A 15,487-nucleotide genomic window follows, 5' to 3' on the forward strand; every position below is an offset into this window, starting at 1 on the left:
CAACTATGCCGCTAAAAAACACTGCAACGAACAAACCGCAGGAAATCGCCGCCATCGACCTCGGGTCGAACAGTTTCCACATGGTGATCGCCCGCGTCGTCAACGGCGCCTTACAGGTATTGGGCCGTTTAAAACAGCGGGTGCACCTCGCCGACGGATTGGACAGCAACAACGTACTCAGTGAAGAGGCGATAGAACGCGGCCTGGCCTGCCTGGCGCTGTTTGCCGAACGGCTGCAGGGCTTCCCGGCGGATAACGTCACCATCGTCGGGACCCACACCCTGCGCCAGGCGGTGAACGCCGAAGTGTTCCTCAAGCGCGCCGCCAAAGTGATCCCCTACCCGATCGAAATCATCGCCGGCCAGGAAGAAGCGCGCCTGATCTTCATGGGCGTGGAGCACACTCAACCGGAGAAAGGCCGCAAGCTGGTGATCGACATCGGCGGCGGCTCGACCGAGCTGGTGATCGGCGAAGACTTCGAGCCGCTGCTGGCGGAAAGCCGCCGCATGGGCTGCGTCAGCTTCGCCCAGCTGTTCTTCCCCGGCGGCGAGATCAGCAAAAACAACTTCCGCCGCGCGCGGCTGGCGGCGGCGCAGAAGCTGGAAACGCTGGCCTGGCAGTACCGCATTCAGGGCTGGCAGTACGCGCTGGGCGCCTCGGGCACCATCAAGGCCGCCCACGAAGTGCTGGTGGCGATGGGCGAAAAAGACGGTCTGATCACCCTCGAACGCCTGGAAATGCTCGCCGAACAGGTGCTGCAGTTCAAAAGCTTCAGCTCACTGAGCCTGCCGGGGCTGTCGGAAGATCGCCAATCGGTGTTCGTGCCGGGGCTGGCTATTCTGTGCGGCGTGTTCGATGCGCTGGCGATCCGCGATCTGCGCCTGTCTGACGGTGCGCTGCGCGAAGGCGTGCTGTATGAAATGGAAGGCCGCTTCCGCCACCAGGACATCCGCAGCCGCACCGCCAAAAGCCTGGCCGATCACTACAACATCGACCGCGAACAGGCCAAGCGAGTGCTGGAAACCACCGAACTGCTCTATTCGCAGTGGATGGCACAAAACACCAAGCTGGTGCATCCGCAATTGGAAGCCCTGCTGAAATGGGCCGCCATGCTGCACGAAGTGGGCCTGAGCATCAACCACAGCGGCATGCATCGCCATTCGGCCTACATTCTGCAAAACTCCAATCTACCTGGCTTTAACCAGGAACAGCAGCTGCTGTTGGCGGCGTTGGTGCGTTTCCACCGCAAGGCGATCAAGCTGGAAGAGCTGCCGCGCCTCAACCTGTTCAAAAAGAAACACTACCTGCCGCTGATCCAACTGCTGCGTCTGAGCACACTGCTCAACAACCAGCGCCAGTCGACCACCACACCGGAAACGCTGCGCCTGACCACCGACGACAACCACTGGACGCTGCGCTTCCCGGCCGGCTACCTGGCGCAAAACAACCTGGTGCAGTTGGACTTCGAGCGCGAGCAGGCCTACTGGAACGACGTCGTCGGCTGGAAGCTGCTGATCGACGAAGAAGGTTCGCAAGACGAACAGCGCTCCGCCTGATCCTCCGCCCCCTGCCAGCCAGGGGGTTTTTCTTTCCGCCCCCGCTCCGCCAACCTAAACGAAACCCTAATACGGCGCGCCGCTCGCCGGAAAAAAATGGACAACTTTTGTCATCAGCGCCTAAAATCCGGTTACAAATTCTCGAGCGAATAACACAGGACACCGGCATACCGGGTGATATATGCGCAAGAAAACCACCGGACAGATGACGAAGATAGTGTTGTTTATCAGCTTTATCATTTTAGTCGGCCGACTGCTGTACGCCGCCGTGGTGGCGGTGCCTCATCATCAGGAAAAAAAGCAGGCCGCTGCGCAAAACGCCGCCGAAGTCAGCGCGCCGCAACAGGACGCCTCCTCTGAATAACCGCCGCGCCCCGTCCGTTTCATAAAAATGACTCCGGCACTCGCTATGCTCTATCTTTTAATGAGCCTGCGTCAGGAACGCCGAGCGCCCGTTAAGGAACACCATGTCAGCCGCAACCCATAACGTCAAAAAAGTCGCTGAACACCGCCAGCGCATTCTCACTCTGTTGTTGAACAATAAGGAATTGGTCGACGGCATTCTCGGCCGGCCAGGGGATGAACACGCCCTCAGCCAAAGCGAACTGCTGAACCAAACGGCGGAAATTACCGGCCTGCTTGACGACATGCACGCCGCCGACCTGGCGGACCTGCTGGAAGCGCTGCCGCAGGACGAGCGCATGGCGCTGTGGCGGCTGGTGGGCAACAGCAAGCGCGGCCAGACGCTGGTGGAAGTCGCCGAACCGGTCTGGGACAGCCTGATCGAAGAAATGAGCGATAAAGACCTGCTCAAAGCGATCAAAACGCTGGACGTGGACGAACAGGCCTATCTGGCGCAATACCTGCCGCGTAACCTGATGGGCCGGTTGCTGACCTCGCTGGAGCCGGAGCAGCGCGCTCAGGTGCGCGAGATGAGCCAGTACGCCAAAGACAGCGTCGGCTGGATGATGGATTTCGAACTGGTGACGGTGCGGCCGGACGTCACGCTCGGCGCGGTGCACCGTTTTTTGCGCATGCGCAAAACCATTCCCGACGCCACCGATAAACTGTTCGTCACCGATCGCAAAAACACCCTGCTGGGCGAACTGCCGCTCACCGCGGTGCTGCTGAACGACCCGGAAATCCCGGTACGCGAAGTGATGGACAGCGACCCCGCCACCTTTCAGCCTGAGGACAAGGCCGATGAAGCGGCCGGCGCGTTCGAACGTTATGACCTGATCAGCGCCCCGGTGGTTGACGCCAAAGGCAAACTGATGGGCCGCCTGACCATCGAAGAGATCGTCGACGCCGTCAACGAAGAGAGCGACACCAACCTGCGCCGCATGGGCGGTTTAAGCCCGGAAGAAGACGTGTTCGCCCCGGTCAGCAAAGCGGTCAAAACCCGCTGGGCCTGGCTGGCGATCAACCTCTGCACCGCATTCGTCGCCTCGCGAGTGATCGGCCTGTTCGAGCACACCATTTCCCAGCTGGTAGCGCTGGCGGCGCTGATGCCGATCGTCGCCGGCATCGGCGGCAACACCGGCAACCAGACCATCACCATGATCGTGCGCGCGCTGGCGCTGCACCAGATTGAAGTCGGCAACATCTCGCGCCTGATGCTCAGAGAGCTGGGCGTCGCCATCATCAACGGCGTGGTGTGGGGCGGCATCATGGGCGTGATCACCTGGCTGCTGTACGGCGACGCGGCGATGGGCGGCGTGATGACGTTGGCGATGCTGCTCAACCTGCTGCTGGCGGCGCTGATGGGCGTGGTGATCCCGATGACCATGCTCAAACTGGGCCGCGACCCGGCGGTCGGCTCGAGCGTGCTCATCACCGCGCTGACCGATACCGGCGGCTTCTTCATCTTCCTCGGCCTCGCCACCCTGTTCCTGCTGTAAGACGCTCAAAGCCGGCCCCGCGCCGGCTTTTTCGTCATTCTGTCGCCGGGTTTGCGCTAACGCAGTAAAGTCGGCCCTCCCGGTAGGTTTTCCTCCCGCGCTGTACTACCCTTTTTCAATAAATCATCTTGATTCATCCACGTCATGAATCCAATCACAGGCAGAGGTCATCGGTAAGGATGTCTATGGATATCAGCGCGCCGAACGCGTTCGGCACACACAAAGGCGTTATGCTGACACATTCTCTGTTCGTGGCGCTGGCGACATTTTTGCTCGCCTTGCTGAGCCTGTCGTTATCCAGTGAGGCTCATCACTTCACGCCGCTGTGGTTCCCGACTGCCGCCGCGATCGCCGTGCTGTATCGCCATCCCCCGCGTCATTGGGGTTTACCGCTGCTGGCCAGCGGCACAGGCATCGTGCTCGCCAGCTTTCTGCTGTTCGGCCTCAGCGCCATTCCCGTCAAGCTGGCCGCCATCAACCTGCTGGAAGCGGCAGTCTGCGCTCTGCTGCTGCGCCGCACGCTGCCGGCGATCGATCCGCTGAGCGATCTGGGCTGTTGGCTGCGCTTCGTGGTCTGCGCGGTGATATTTACCCCATTGTTCAGCGCGCTGCTGGCCGCCGGACTGACGCCCACGCCGGACCAAACGTTTTGGCAATCGTTCGGCACCTGGTTCATCTCTGAGGCGATAGGGGTGCTGTCGCTGGCGCCGCTCGGGCTCACCTATCACCGCCGCCTGTTGGCCGGGCTGAATCCGTATCCGCTGCTATTGACCCTGATGGGCTCGCTGGCCTTCAGCTATCTGGCGCTGACACATCTGCCCTTCCCCTTTACCTTCGTCATCCTGCCGCTGCTGTGGGCGGCTATCGCGCTGTCGCGCTTCGAAACCTTCACCGTCTGTTTCTGCACTCTCTTGCTGATCACCGTCCTGCTGTCGCTGGGCCTGCTGCGCCTTCAGTCTTCCCAGCACACTTTCCTGGGCGAACTCGGCCTCTATCTGCCGATGTTGCTGATCCTGATCCCGGCGCACGCCATGGCGATGGTGATGCACACCTTCCGGGTGGAAAAGCAACATATCGTCGAGAGCGAAAGCCGCTTTCGCAGCGCGCTGGAGTATTCCGCCATCGGCATGGCGCTGGTGTCGCCGGAGGGCAAATGGCTGCAGGTTAACCAGGCGCTGTGCAAGCTGCTCGGCTATCCGCCCGAAAGACTTTATCGCCTGACCTTTCAAGAGATCACCCACCCGGACGATCTGAACGCCGACCTGACCCAACTGCACGAACTGCTCGACGGCCATATCAGCAGCTACACCATGGAGAAGCGCTATATCCGCAGCGACGGCCAGACGGTTTGGGCGCTGCTGGCGGTCTCGCTGGTGCGCGACGGCGAAGGCCGGCCGTTGTACTTCATCTCTCAGGTGGAGGACATCAGCGACCTTAAGCGCAGCGAGGCGGAGAACAACCGGTTGGTGGAGCGCATCACGCTGGCCAACCAGGTGGGCGGCGTCGGCATCTGGGAATGGGTGATGAGCCAGGAAAACTTCACCTGGGATCAGCGCATGTTCGAACTCTACGATCTCACCCCCGACCAAACGCCGACGCTGGCGTTGTGGCGCACCCTGCTGGTGCCGGAAGATCGCGAGCGCACCGATCGCGAGCTGGCCGAGATCCTGGCGCAGCCGCGGCCATTCATCATGGAGTTTCGCATCACTACGCGCAGCGGCAAAGTGCGCCATATCCGCGGCCAGGGCAACGTGATCCTCGACGATCGGGGCCGGCCGCTGCGCCTGATCGGCACCAATATCGACATGACCGAGCTCAAGAGCCTCGCCGAGGCGCTGCACGAAGAGAAAGAGCGCCTGCACATCACCCTCGACGCCATCGGCGAAGGGGTGATCTCCACCGACAGCCACCTGCGCATCACCTTTATGAATCCGGTGGCGGAACAGATGTGCGGCTGGCCGCTCGAATTGGCGATCGGTATGCCCGTCGCCGGCGTGGTGCGCCTGACCAACGGCAAAGACGGCCCGGAAATCGAAAACCTCACGCAATACCCACGGCAATGGCCGGCGGATTATGCGCTGGTGCTGCACAGCCGCGACGGGCGTTATTTCGACGTACAGCAGTCGGTCTCACCGCTGAAAACCCTCGACGGGGAAACCATGGGTGCGGTGATGGTGCTGCAGGACGTCACCGCCTCGCGCGAACTGATGAAAAAACTCAGCTACAGCGCCTCGCACGATGCGCTGACCGGATTGCCGAACCGCACCCGCTTCGAGAAACAGCTGAAAGCGGCGATCGTCGCCGGCGGGGAACCGTCATCGCCGCATTCACTGGTGTTCCTCGATCTGGATCGGTTCAAGGCGGTGAACGACACCGCCGGCCATGCGGCGGGCGATGCCCTGCTGCGGGACATCGCCCAGCTGATGCGGCATCAGCTGCGCCATAGCGATTGCCTGGCCCGGCTGGGCGGCGACGAGTTCGGTCTGATCCTGTACGACTGCCGGCTGGAACAGGCCAAATCGCTGGTGCAGCAAGTGGTTAATCAAATCAGCCAGCACCCGTTCTACTGGGAAGGGAAGATTTACCGCGTCGGCGCCAGCGCCGGCATCACGCGCATCAGCGCCGACGCCAAAAGCAGCGAACTGCTGGCGCAGGCCGATATCGCCTGCTACACCGCCAAGCACCAGGGGCGCGGCCAGGTTTATCTGTACGAAACGCGGCAGAAACAGCTGCTGGAGCGGCAGCACGAGGTGCTGAGCCTGCAGGAAGTGCAGACGATCATCAGCGAGGGGCAACTGCGGCTGCTGACTCACGCGGTCGCGCCGCCGGCGACGCCGCTGTCGGCCGCGTTTCACCAGGTGAAGCTGCAGGTGATGGCGCCGGACGACCGCCCGCTGTCGCACGAGGCGTTCATCGCCGCCGCGCAGCTGTACGGCCTGATGCCGGACATCGACCGCTGGACGGCGGCGCAACTGCTGGTGAAATATGCCGACGACATCAAACGCAAAGGGCTGTCGCTCGCGCTGCCGCTGGCCATCGACAGCCTGCTGAGCGCCGACTTCCAGCGCTACCTGACTGAAACGGTGCGCGCTTCCTCGCTGCCGCCGCAGGCGCTGCTGTTCAGCGTCGATGAGGCCGCGATACTGGAGCACGCCGCGCAGTGTCGGGCATTTCTCCGCGAACTGCAGCAGCAGGGCTGCCGGCTGATCGTCAACGGCTTCGGGCATAACATCAATGCGTTCGATGAGCTCAGCGATCAGAGGATCGACATCATTCGCATCGATGAGCGCTTTATCACCAACGTGCACTGCAACCAGATGGACGAGCTGATGGTCTCGATGCTCAACGGCGCGGCGCATCGCATTAAAGCGCAGACCTTCGCCGGACCGGCTCACCAGCCGGTGACGCTGCAGGCGCTGCGCGACATTGGCGTCGATCTGGCGGACGGCGACCAGGTGGCGCTGGAGCAGCCGCTGGCGGTGTTGCTCAGCGACGGCTATTTCGGCATCCGTTAACCCTCTCCCCCCACTCAGGCGCCGTCTCCCGGGCGGCGCCTCGCATCTCGTTCGTTACATGATATTAACCAAGACAAGATTAGTGATATAAATAACACCTGAAGCTTAAACGATTAAGTAAGATGAAATCCCCATGCGAACATCGACGTATCCGTTGATTTTCCTCGACAGGTGATGGCTCAGAGACAAGGGACTATGGAAAAGAAATGGTTTTCCGCCAGGGAACTGATGGGTAAGGCGGGGTTGCCCTCAACCCCGCAAGGGGTCAATTTGATGGCCCGGCGCGAAGGCTGGGTCAGTCGCCGCCGCAGCGGCGTACAGGGCAAAGCGCTGGAATACCATATCGACAGTCTGCCGTTCGGCGCGCGCAGCCTGTCAGCGTTGCGCGAAACCGACCATCCGGATTACGACGTCAAACGTCAGGATCCGGTACGGGTCTGGATCGAGTATTACTATCACCTCACGCCGGCCGAACGGGAAAAGCTGCTGGCGTTCCTGATGCGTGAAGGCATGAGCCGCCTGCTGCAGCTGATCGAGTCTCCCCGCTAGCCGCGTTCAACTCTCCGCTTCCGGCGCCCAGCCGCCGTTGTGCCACAGATGCAGCGTGGCGTAAGAGCGCCACGGGCGCCAGCGCTCGGCGTAGCGTTCAATCTGGCGCGGCGTCATGCCGGGGAAACGCTGTTTGATCAGGTAGTCGCCGGCCAGGAACACGTCCGGCCACGACCAGGCGCGCATCGCGATATAGCTGGCGGTCCAGCTGCCGATACCCGGCAGCGCGGTCAGCGCCTTGATGCCCTGTTCGATATCCAGCACGTTGTCGAGCTGCAGCCGTCCTTCCCCCAGCGCGCGGGCGATCTCGATCAGCGCCGCCGCGCGCTTCACTTGCACCCCGAGCGGGCGCAGTTCTTCAGGCTGCAGCTGCGCCACCCGTTCTGCTGTGGGGAAAACGTGGGTGATGCCCTCATGCGGCGTCGCCAGCGCTTCGCCCCAGCGTTCGGCCATCCGCCCGGCGAAGGTCGCCGCCATTTTCACGCTGACCAACTGCCCCAGCACCGCACGCGCCGCCTGCTCGAAACTGTTCACGCAGCCCGGCAGGCGCAGCCCCGGCGCATCGGCCGCCAGCGAGCCCAGCGCCGCATTGATGCGATCCGGCGCGGCGTCCAGATCAAACAGCAGGCGCACCCGGCGCAACACCTCCGTCGTCACCAGACTGAGCGTCGGCGCAATCTCGACCCGAACCCGATTGCGCGCCTCTTCCGGCTGCACGCTGAGCCAGCCGCGGTGTTCCGTGCCGCCCTGACTGACGGCGATCGAGCGCAGGTAGCGGCGCCCCTCGACCCGCTCCACGCCCTGCACGGCGCGCGCCTGCAAGAAATTCAGCATGCGCTCCCAGTCATAGGGCGGCCGATAGCCCAGGTGAAACACCAACCCGCTGGCGGCGGCCCGTTCACCGCGCGCGCCGCCGCTGCGCAGCGCCGACGGGATCAGGCGGTAACGCGCCTTGAACAGCTCGTTGAAACGCCGCAGGCTGCCGAAACCGGCGGCGAACGCCACCTCGCTGAGCGGCAGATCGGTGTCCGCCAGCAGGCGCTTGGCCTGTAGCAACCGGTGCGACTGCGCGTAATCGATCGGCGAGGCGCCAAACTGTTCGGCGAAGATGCGCCGCAGATGGCGATCGGAAATGCCCAGCCGCGCCGCCAGCGCTTCGCAACTGTGTTCGGACAGATACCCCTGCTCGATGAGCTGCACCGCTACCTGGGCATAGCGGTTGCCCAGATCGATCAGCGCCAGGCCGGGCGCCAGTTCCGGTCGGCATTTGAGGCAGGGGCGAAACCCCGCCAGTTCAGCCGCCGCCGCGCTCGGATAAAAGGTGCAGTTTTCCAGCTTTGGCGTGCGGGCGCTGCACACCGGGCGACAATAGATGCCGGTGGAAGAGACGCCGACGAAAAAACGGCCGTCGAATTTGCGGTCACGCGCGCGCAGCGCGTCGTACAACGCTTGCTGTTGAGTATTCATGGCAACGCTCGGGTTCGGTTTTTTCTGCATTATGGGACTCGGCTAGCGCGCTGACGTGCGGAATTCGGACATTAAGTTACGTACCTTCCCACCGTCCAGATTAGCGATTGTCTTTAATGATTATGCGTCTGAACAGCGTTCAGACGCACCATTTCACCGCCACCGACATAAAGCCCCGCTGCCCGACGACTTATTGCCCCTGGCGCGGTACCCCCAATGCCCGGCGCATCAGCCCATCGAAGGCGCGATCGGACAACAAGCGCCGCAGAAAAATCAGCGGTTTCGCGCCAAACCCCACGGCATAGCGCGTTTTCGGACGATGGGCGACGACGGCTTTGGCGATCGTATCGGCAATCACGCTCGGCGGCGATTGCCGTTTCTTGCTGGCGTCGCTGACCATGGCGTGGGCGACAGCGTGAGCCTGAGCGGCGTACTCGCTCTGGCCGGAAACGCCGATCAGTTTTTCCGCGGCGATATCCGCCCATTCACTCTGGATGCCGCCGGGTTCGATCACCACGACGTCGATGCCGAAAGGTTGCACCTCCATGCGCAAACAGTCGCTGATGGCCTCCAAGGCGAATTTGGTGCCGTGATACCATCCGCCCAGCGGCGTATGTATTTTCCCGCCCATCGACGTAATATTGATGACGGTGCCGGAGCGCTGCGCTCGCATGTGCGGCAAAATCAGCTGCGTCAGCCGAACCGCACCGAACACATTCACATCAAATTGAGCGCGAGCCTCATCCGCAGAAACGTCTTCAATAGCGCCATAGGAGCCGTAACCGGCGTTATTGACCAACACATCGATACGCCCCGTTTCGGCGATGATGGTCTTTACCGCCTGCGCCATGGAAGCATCGTCGGTGACGTCCAACGGCAAAACGTGAATGCCGGCGGCAGCCAGAGCCTGCATGCGTTCAACCCGGCGGGCGGCCGCATAAACGGTATGCCCGCGCTGCTTTAACGTGACGGCGGTGGCTTCGCCAATACCGGACGAGGCGCCGGTCACCAGGATCACTTTGGACTTCATACTGACTGCTCCTTATTAGGATGATTGCGTTGGCGACTGCCTGCGCAGTCTGTATGTTGTCCACTTTAAGCGACGGGCCCTGCCGCAACCATGTCGAACCGCGCCAATCAACTCGCAGAATGCGCCAACGTGAACAGCGCCTCTCGGCTAATTCAGCCGCATCGCCTGGCGAGCCGCTTCCGGCGTTTGCCCTGTCCATTCGTGAAAGGCGCGGAAGAAAGAGTTCGGCTCTTCAAAACCGAGCAAAAAGGCAATCTCTCCGCTGGTAAGGGTCGAATGCTTAAGATAGTGGCGCGCCAATTTTTCCCGGGTGCCGTTGCTCAGCGAACGAAAACTCTCGCCCTCATCTTCCAGACGCCGCTGCAGCGTCCGGCGGCTCATGCCCAATCTTGCCGCCACCGCGTCGATGCCGGCGGTATTGCTGGGAATCAACTCCAGCAGCACCGCACAAACGCGCTCTCCGGTGGTTGCCGTGGCGTCCAGTTCACTGAGGCGACGACGCAGCTCGGGTTCGAAAACGCGCCACATGCCCTCATTCACAGTCAAAAAGGGACGCAAGGCATCTGCGGAGGAGAAAGTAATGCCCGGCCCTGCCCCAGGCGTTACCGCGCAGCCGAAGAAGGCTGCCAAGGGGCGTGAAAGGGCTGCAGGCGGCAGTTCAGGCAAGGTGATACGGCTCGCTTTTACCGGTTCGCGCGTGGCAAGCTGCGCCAACCGAACATAAAATGCCAGCTCAGCCACCAGCAAAGACGCCGGTACTGCCTCCTCCGCCAACAGCCAGCGGGGTAAAATCGTCATTTCGCCTTCAGGGCCGATGGCGAGCTCCAGGCTCATCGGCGCCGTAAGTTGCTTGTATTTCGCTAACCGCTGGACAGCTTGCGCCAGATTGGCGCTGCACAGGGCGGCGAATATCGGAGGGTCAAACGATTCCGTTGACATCAGCGCAACGATTTTCAACGGAAACAACGGGTCGCCCGTTCCTTCCTCCATCGCGCGCCAGAAGCGGAAATATTCTTCCGTAGTGATCCCTTCAGCGGTGCGTGACAACAGATCTTCAGGCAATGCAGCCCGGCGTAAAACATCCGTCGGCTGGAGCCCCAGATCTTTCAGCAGGGTTCTCCAGCCGATATTCATGAGAAAGGTCGAGTTGCGCGTCATGAAATCCTCATCACAGAGTCATAGGGAAAGGCATTCCCCGCTCGGAATACCTGTTGAGTATAAAGAAATGGCGTGCGTCTTGATGGGCGAAGCACGCCATTTTCATAGCCGACTGTGCCATTGCTGCGGTTTGAGCGTTATCCGCACTGAGAAAGTTCGTGCACGCCGCCGCGCCCGCTAAATTTTTCGACACTCGCGCATTGGCGCATTGCCCGCCGGCCCCGTCTCGGGTAAAGTCGCCCCCCTTCATTGGCATGGGGACAAAAAAGAGATGTTTATTGGATTCGATTACGGGACAGCCAACTGTTCCGTTGCAGTGATGCGCGACCACGGCCCCGAGCTGTTGACGCTGGAAAACAACGCGCCCTATCTGCCTTCGATGCTGTGCGCGCCGACCCGCGAAGCGGTGAGCGAATGCCTGCACCGCCATTGGCAGATCCCGACCGGCAGCGAAGAAAACCAGCAGCTGCTGCGCCGCGCCATCAGTTACAACCGCGAAGAAGACATTCCGGTCAACGGCGACAGCGTGCTGTTCGGCCTGCAGGCGCTGGCGCACTATATGGAAGATCCGGAAGAGGTGTACTTCGTGCGCTCGCCGAAGTCCTTCCTCGGCGCCAACGGCCTGAAACCACAGCAGATCGCGCTGTTCGAAGACCTGGTGTGCGCCATGATGTTCCACATCAAACGCCAGGCGGAAAATGTGCTGCAAACCGGCATCGATCAGGCGGTGATCGGCCGGCCGATCAACTTCCAGGGCATCGGCGGCGACGAAGCCAACCGGCAGGCGCAGGGCATTCTGCAACGCGCCGCCGAACGCGCCGGTTTCAAGGACATTGAATTCCAGTTCGAGCCGGTGGCGGCGGGGCTGGACTTCGAAGCGACGCTGAGCGAAGAGCAAACCGTGCTGGTGGTGGACATCGGCGGCGGCACCACCGACTGCTCGGTGCTGCTGATGGGGCCGCAGTGGCGCAACCGCGCCGATCGCCAGCAGAGCCTGCTGGGCCACAGCGGCTGCCGGGTCGGCGGTAACGATCTGGACATCATGCTGGCCTTCAAGCAGCTGATGCCGCTGTTCGGCCTGGGCGGCGAAACCGCGAAAGGCATCGCCCTGCCGGCGCTGCCTTACTGGAACGCGGTGGCGACCAACGATGTGCCGGCGCAAAACGATTTCTACAGCGCCGCCAACGGCCGCGTGCTGCGCGATCTGATCCTCGACGCGGCGGAGCCGGAAAAGGTCAAGCGCCTGCTGAAAGTGTACCAGCAGCGCCTGAGCTATCGATTGGTGCGGGCGGCCGAAGAGAGTAAGATCGCCCTGTCCGGCCAAACGGCCATCAGCGCGCCGCTCAATTTCGTGCAGGCCGATCTGGCGGAGAACATCAGCCAGGATCAGCTCGCCGACGCCATCTCGCAGCCGTTGATGCGCATTCAGGAGCAGGTCAGCGCCGCGCTGGCCAGCAGCCAGACCGCGCCGCAGGTGATCTACCTGACCGGCGGCAGCGCGCGTTCGCCGCTGCTGCGCGCCGCGCTGCAACAGCAGCTGCCGGGCATTCCGATCGTCGGCGGCAACGACTTCGGCTCGGTCACCGCCGGGCTGGCGCGCTGGGCGCAAACGCTGTTCCGTTGACAGCCCGCGGGCGCGGCTCGCCGCGCCCTTGTTCATTGGAGGCTATGCATCATGTCGACCATCCTTACCCTCGACAGCGCCAGGCTGCGGCTGCGCCCCTGGCGCGACGACGACCTGCCGGCCTTCGCCGCGCTCAACGCCGATCCGCAGGTCATGCGCTATTTCCCGGCGACGATGACGGCCGAGGAAAGCCGCGCGCAGGCCGAACGCATCCGCGCCTTCCTGCAACAGCACGGCTGGGGGCTGTGGGCGGTGGAAGTGAAAAGCGGCGCGCCTTTTATCGGTTTTGTCGGGCTGGCGCGGCCGGGCGACGATCTGCCTTGCTCCCCCTGCGTGGAGATCGGCTGGCGGTTGGCGGCGGCCCACTGGGGCAACGGCTACGCCGCTGAGGCGGCGCGCGCCGCGCTGGCGTGCGCCTTCGACACGCTGCATTTGCCGGAAGTGGTGTCCTTCACCGCCGAAGATAACCAGCCGTCGCGCCGGGTGATGACGCGCATCGGTATGCGCTTCGACGGCGAAACCTTCCTGCACCCGCGTCTGCCGGCGGGCCATCCGCTGCAAAAGCACGTCTTGTACCGGCTGAACCGACAAACGTGGCGCGAACGCCACGGCGATTAATACAGCGTATCCTTCAGCCGCTGCGGCAGCGCGCTGTCGTACTCCTCACCGTCGAAGCGCGTTTGGCTCACCGCAGCCAAAATATGGCCGGGGCTGGGCAGCGCCGAACGCTGCAGGCGGCTGGCCTCTTCCCATAACCCCGAACGCAAGATCGCCCGGCTGCACTGGAAGAACACCGCCTCCACCCGAATGCGCAGCACCGAACGCGGCAGCTGGTTGCGGTGGGCGAAACGCTGCAACACCGCCGGCGCCACCACGATCTCCGCCCGCCCGTTAATCCGCAGCGTTTCGCCGATGCCGGGGATCAGCAGCAGCAGCGCCACCCGGTTGTCGTGCAGGATATTGCGCAGGCTGTCGATGCGGTTATTGCCGCGCCGATCCGGCAACAGCAGGGTTTTCTCGTCTTCGATATGAATGAAACCGGCCGGATCGCCGCGCGGCGAGACGTCCATGCCGTCCGGCCCCACCGTCGAGAGGGCGGCGAACGGCGCCGCCTCGATAAACGGACGGTAAGCCGGGTGGATGTAGCTGACTTCTTTAAAAACCGAGGGCGCGGCGGGCTTGCCGTACAGCTGTTCCAGCGCCGCGAGGTCGTTGATGATATCGCCAGACATTGCAGTTTCCTGAATGAGTCATATTGACCCCTTCAGCATAGAGCAAAATCGCCGGCGGCTCTTACTCGGCGCTGGCGTGGTTCAGCGTCTGAATGTCGTCCGCATCCAGCGTCAGACGCGTGGCGCTGACCAACTCATCCAGCTGCGACAACGAGGTGGCGCTGACGATCGGCGCGGTGATGCTCGGACGCGCGATCAGCCAGGCCAGCGAGACCTGCGCCGCAGAGACGCCGTGTTTGCCCGCCACCTGATCCAGCGCCGCCAGGATGCGGAAACCGCGCGGGTTCAGGTAGCGTTCGACGATACGATCGCCGCGCTGACTTTTGCCCTCATCCGCTTTGCTGCGGTATTTGCCGGTCAGAAAGCCGCTGGCCAGCGCGAAGAAGTTGATCACCCCGAGGCCATGGCGCTGCGCCACCCCCTCCAGCTCGGCTTCATACCCTTCGCGCGCATACAGATTGTATTCCGGCTGCAGGGTTTCGTAGCGCGCCAATCCGTTGCTCTCGCTCACCCGCAGCGCTTCTTCCAGGCGATCCGCCTGATAGTTGGAGGCGCCGATCGCCCGCACCTTGCCGGCCTTAATCAACGCATCGAACGCCGCCAGCGTCTCTTCCAGCGGCGTATCGCGGTCATCGTCATGCGACTGATAAAGATCGATATAATCGGTTTGCAGGCGCCGCAGCGAATCTTCCACCGCCTGCTGAATATAGCGCGGCGACAGACCCTGTTTGCCTTCGCCCATCGGTTTACCCACCTTGGTGGCGATGATCACCTGATCGCGCTTGCCGCTCTTCTTCAGCCATTCGCCGATGACGGTTTCCGATTCGCCGCCCCGGTTGCCCGGCGCCCAGCTGGAATAAACGTCGGCGGTATCGATAAAGTTGAGCTGATTGTCCACCAGCGCATCCAGCAGGCTGAACGAGGTCGCTTGATCCGCCGTCCAACCGAACACATTGCCGCCAAAGGTCAACGCCGGCACCTGAATGCCTGAGCGGCCCAATTCTCTGTTGCTCATCACCTGCTCCTGTGGGAAAAGATTCGCGGGTTAATTATTAGCGCCAACCAGGATAGAACGCTAAAACGGATTGGCTATAAGCTGAAACAAATCACTTATAAACATAGCACGCTCAAATCACCCACTTATTAGGACAATGCTGACGGTTCCTCCATATTTCCTTCATTTTTATGCCGTCCCCGCTGGCTAAACTAGTATCCTGTAAGGAGTGTCATTTTTGTGGCAATGAGTGCCCGCACCCCTGCCTTTTGGAGAGAATTTTCGCCGCCATGAATGCAAAACCCCAACGCCGTTCCCTGATGCCGCGCCTGCTGGTTGCGGCCATCCTGGTCATCGCCGCCGTCTTCGCCTGGCGTTATTTTAACGCCGCTCAACCGCCGGCCGGCACGGCCCCGGGCGCGCAGCAGGCCGGCGGCAAAGCGGGGGCCGGTCGCGCGGCG

General features: G+C 62.2%; 12 protein-coding genes. 7 read left to right on the forward strand and 5 right to left on the reverse strand.

All coding sequences use genetic code 11. From position 1 onward, the window contains the following. Positions 1–5 precede the first annotated feature (5 nt). The 5 genes from ppx (at position 6) to ITX55_RS23370 (ending at position 7,521) form a co-directional block, all read left to right on the forward strand. Positions 6–1,556 (forward strand): exopolyphosphatase, encoded by a 1,551-nt coding sequence (ppx, locus tag ITX55_RS23350; RefSeq protein ID WP_033632396.1) that lies wholly within the window; start codon positions 6–8, stop codon positions 1,554–1,556. A 181-nt stretch (positions 1,557–1,737) separates the two neighbouring features. Beyond that, positions 1,738–1,920: a YfgG family protein gene (locus tag ITX55_RS23355; protein ID WP_004941600.1), complete on the forward strand. Its 183-nt coding sequence runs from the start codon at positions 1,738–1,740 to the stop codon at positions 1,918–1,920. Between the two features lie 103 nt (positions 1,921–2,023). Then, positions 2,024–3,457, forward strand: coding sequence for a magnesium transporter (gene mgtE, locus ITX55_RS23360; protein ID WP_015378729.1), 1,434 nt, complete (start codon positions 2,024–2,026; stop codon positions 3,455–3,457). A 185-nt stretch (positions 3,458–3,642) separates the two neighbouring features. Further along, positions 3,643–6,972 (forward strand): diguanylate cyclase, encoded by a 3,330-nt coding sequence (locus tag ITX55_RS23365; RefSeq protein WP_197666694.1) that lies wholly within the window; start codon positions 3,643–3,645, stop codon positions 6,970–6,972. Positions 6,973–7,167: 195 nt separating this feature from the next. Continuing rightward, positions 7,168–7,521, forward strand: a complete 354-nt coding sequence (locus ITX55_RS23370) for a DNA-binding protein (protein ID WP_033644048.1) — start codon at positions 7,168–7,170, stop codon at positions 7,519–7,521. Positions 7,522–7,527: 6 nt separating this feature from the next. On the opposite strand, the gene alkA is transcribed toward ITX55_RS23370, so the two are convergent. The 3 genes from alkA to ITX55_RS23385 all read right to left on the reverse strand — a co-directional run bounded on the left by alkA (position 7,528) and on the right by ITX55_RS23385 (position 11,176). After that, complete coding sequence (gene alkA / locus ITX55_RS23375) at positions 7,528–9,018, reverse strand: DNA-3-methyladenine glycosylase 2 (protein WP_223085412.1); 1,491 nt, start codon at positions 9,016–9,018, stop codon at positions 7,528–7,530. Positions 9,019–9,178: 160 nt separating this feature from the next. Then, positions 9,179–10,018, reverse strand: coding sequence for an oxidoreductase (locus tag ITX55_RS23380; protein WP_223085413.1), 840 nt, complete (start codon positions 10,016–10,018; stop codon positions 9,179–9,181). Positions 10,019–10,165: 147 nt separating this feature from the next. Then, complete coding sequence (locus ITX55_RS23385; RefSeq protein WP_223085415.1) at positions 10,166–11,176, reverse strand: AraC family transcriptional regulator; 1,011 nt, start codon at positions 11,174–11,176, stop codon at positions 10,166–10,168. 271 nt (positions 11,177–11,447) lie between these two features. Between ITX55_RS23385 and yegD the strand changes: the two genes are divergently transcribed. Then, on the forward strand, positions 11,448–12,800 hold the full coding sequence (gene yegD, locus ITX55_RS23390) for a molecular chaperone (RefSeq protein ID WP_033644053.1): 1,353 nt from the start codon (positions 11,448–11,450) through the stop codon (positions 12,798–12,800). Positions 12,801–12,851: 51 nt separating this feature from the next. Continuing rightward, positions 12,852–13,418: a GNAT family N-acetyltransferase gene (locus ITX55_RS23395; protein WP_033651544.1), complete on the forward strand. Its 567-nt coding sequence runs from the start codon at positions 12,852–12,854 to the stop codon at positions 13,416–13,418. Here the strand turns inward: ITX55_RS23395 and ITX55_RS23400 are convergent. Together ITX55_RS23400 and ITX55_RS23405 are read right to left on the reverse strand one after the other, a co-directional pair. Further along, the gene (locus ITX55_RS23400; protein ID WP_197752461.1) at positions 13,415–14,032 is read right to left on the reverse strand and encodes a pyridoxamine 5'-phosphate oxidase family protein; all 618 of its coding nucleotides are present in this window, start codon (positions 14,030–14,032) and stop codon (positions 13,415–13,417) included. The two genes, ITX55_RS23395 and ITX55_RS23400, sit on opposite strands and share 4 nt — an antisense overlap. Before the next feature lie 61 nt (positions 14,033–14,093). Further along, positions 14,094–15,047: an aldo/keto reductase gene (locus ITX55_RS23405; RefSeq protein ID WP_033644056.1), complete on the reverse strand. Its 954-nt coding sequence runs from the start codon at positions 15,045–15,047 to the stop codon at positions 14,094–14,096. Positions 15,048–15,487: the final 440 nt, after the last annotated feature.

Source organism: Serratia sp. EWG9, from assembly GCF_019913725.1.
Taxonomy (GTDB): Bacteria; Pseudomonadota; Gammaproteobacteria; order Enterobacterales; family Enterobacteriaceae; genus Serratia; species Serratia ureilytica.

Excerpts from the sequence above, each read along its gene's own strand:
- yegD (WP_033644053.1), top strand. The coding sequence starts at position 11,448 with ATGTTTATTGGATTCGATTACGGGACAGCCAACTGTTCCGTTGCAGTG.
- ppx (WP_033632396.1), top strand. The coding sequence starts at position 6 with ATGCCGCTAAAAAACACTGCAACGAACAAACCGCAGGAAATCGCCGCC.
- ITX55_RS23365 (WP_197666694.1), top strand. The coding sequence starts at position 3,643 with ATGGATATCAGCGCGCCGAACGCGTTCGGCACACACAAAGGCGTTATG.
- ITX55_RS23380 (WP_223085413.1), bottom strand. The coding sequence starts at position 10,018 with ATGAAGTCCAAAGTGATCCTGGTGACCGGCGCCTCGTCCGGTATTGGC.
- ITX55_RS23370 (WP_033644048.1), top strand. The coding sequence starts at position 7,168 with ATGGAAAAGAAATGGTTTTCCGCCAGGGAACTGATGGGTAAGGCGGGG.
- alkA (WP_223085412.1), bottom strand. The coding sequence starts at position 9,018 with ATGCAGAAAAAACCGAACCCGAGCGTTGCCATGAATACTCAACAGCAA.
- ITX55_RS23400 (WP_197752461.1), bottom strand. The coding sequence starts at position 14,032 with ATGTCTGGCGATATCATCAACGACCTCGCGGCGCTGGAACAGCTGTAC.
- ITX55_RS23355 (WP_004941600.1), top strand. The coding sequence starts at position 1,738 with ATGCGCAAGAAAACCACCGGACAGATGACGAAGATAGTGTTGTTTATC.
- ITX55_RS23405 (WP_033644056.1), bottom strand. The coding sequence starts at position 15,047 with ATGAGCAACAGAGAATTGGGCCGCTCAGGCATTCAGGTGCCGGCGTTG.
- ITX55_RS23385 (WP_223085415.1), bottom strand. The coding sequence starts at position 11,176 with ATGACGCGCAACTCGACCTTTCTCATGAATATCGGCTGGAGAACCCTG.
- ITX55_RS23395 (WP_033651544.1), top strand. The coding sequence starts at position 12,852 with ATGTCGACCATCCTTACCCTCGACAGCGCCAGGCTGCGGCTGCGCCCC.
- mgtE (WP_015378729.1), top strand. The coding sequence starts at position 2,024 with ATGTCAGCCGCAACCCATAACGTCAAAAAAGTCGCTGAACACCGCCAG.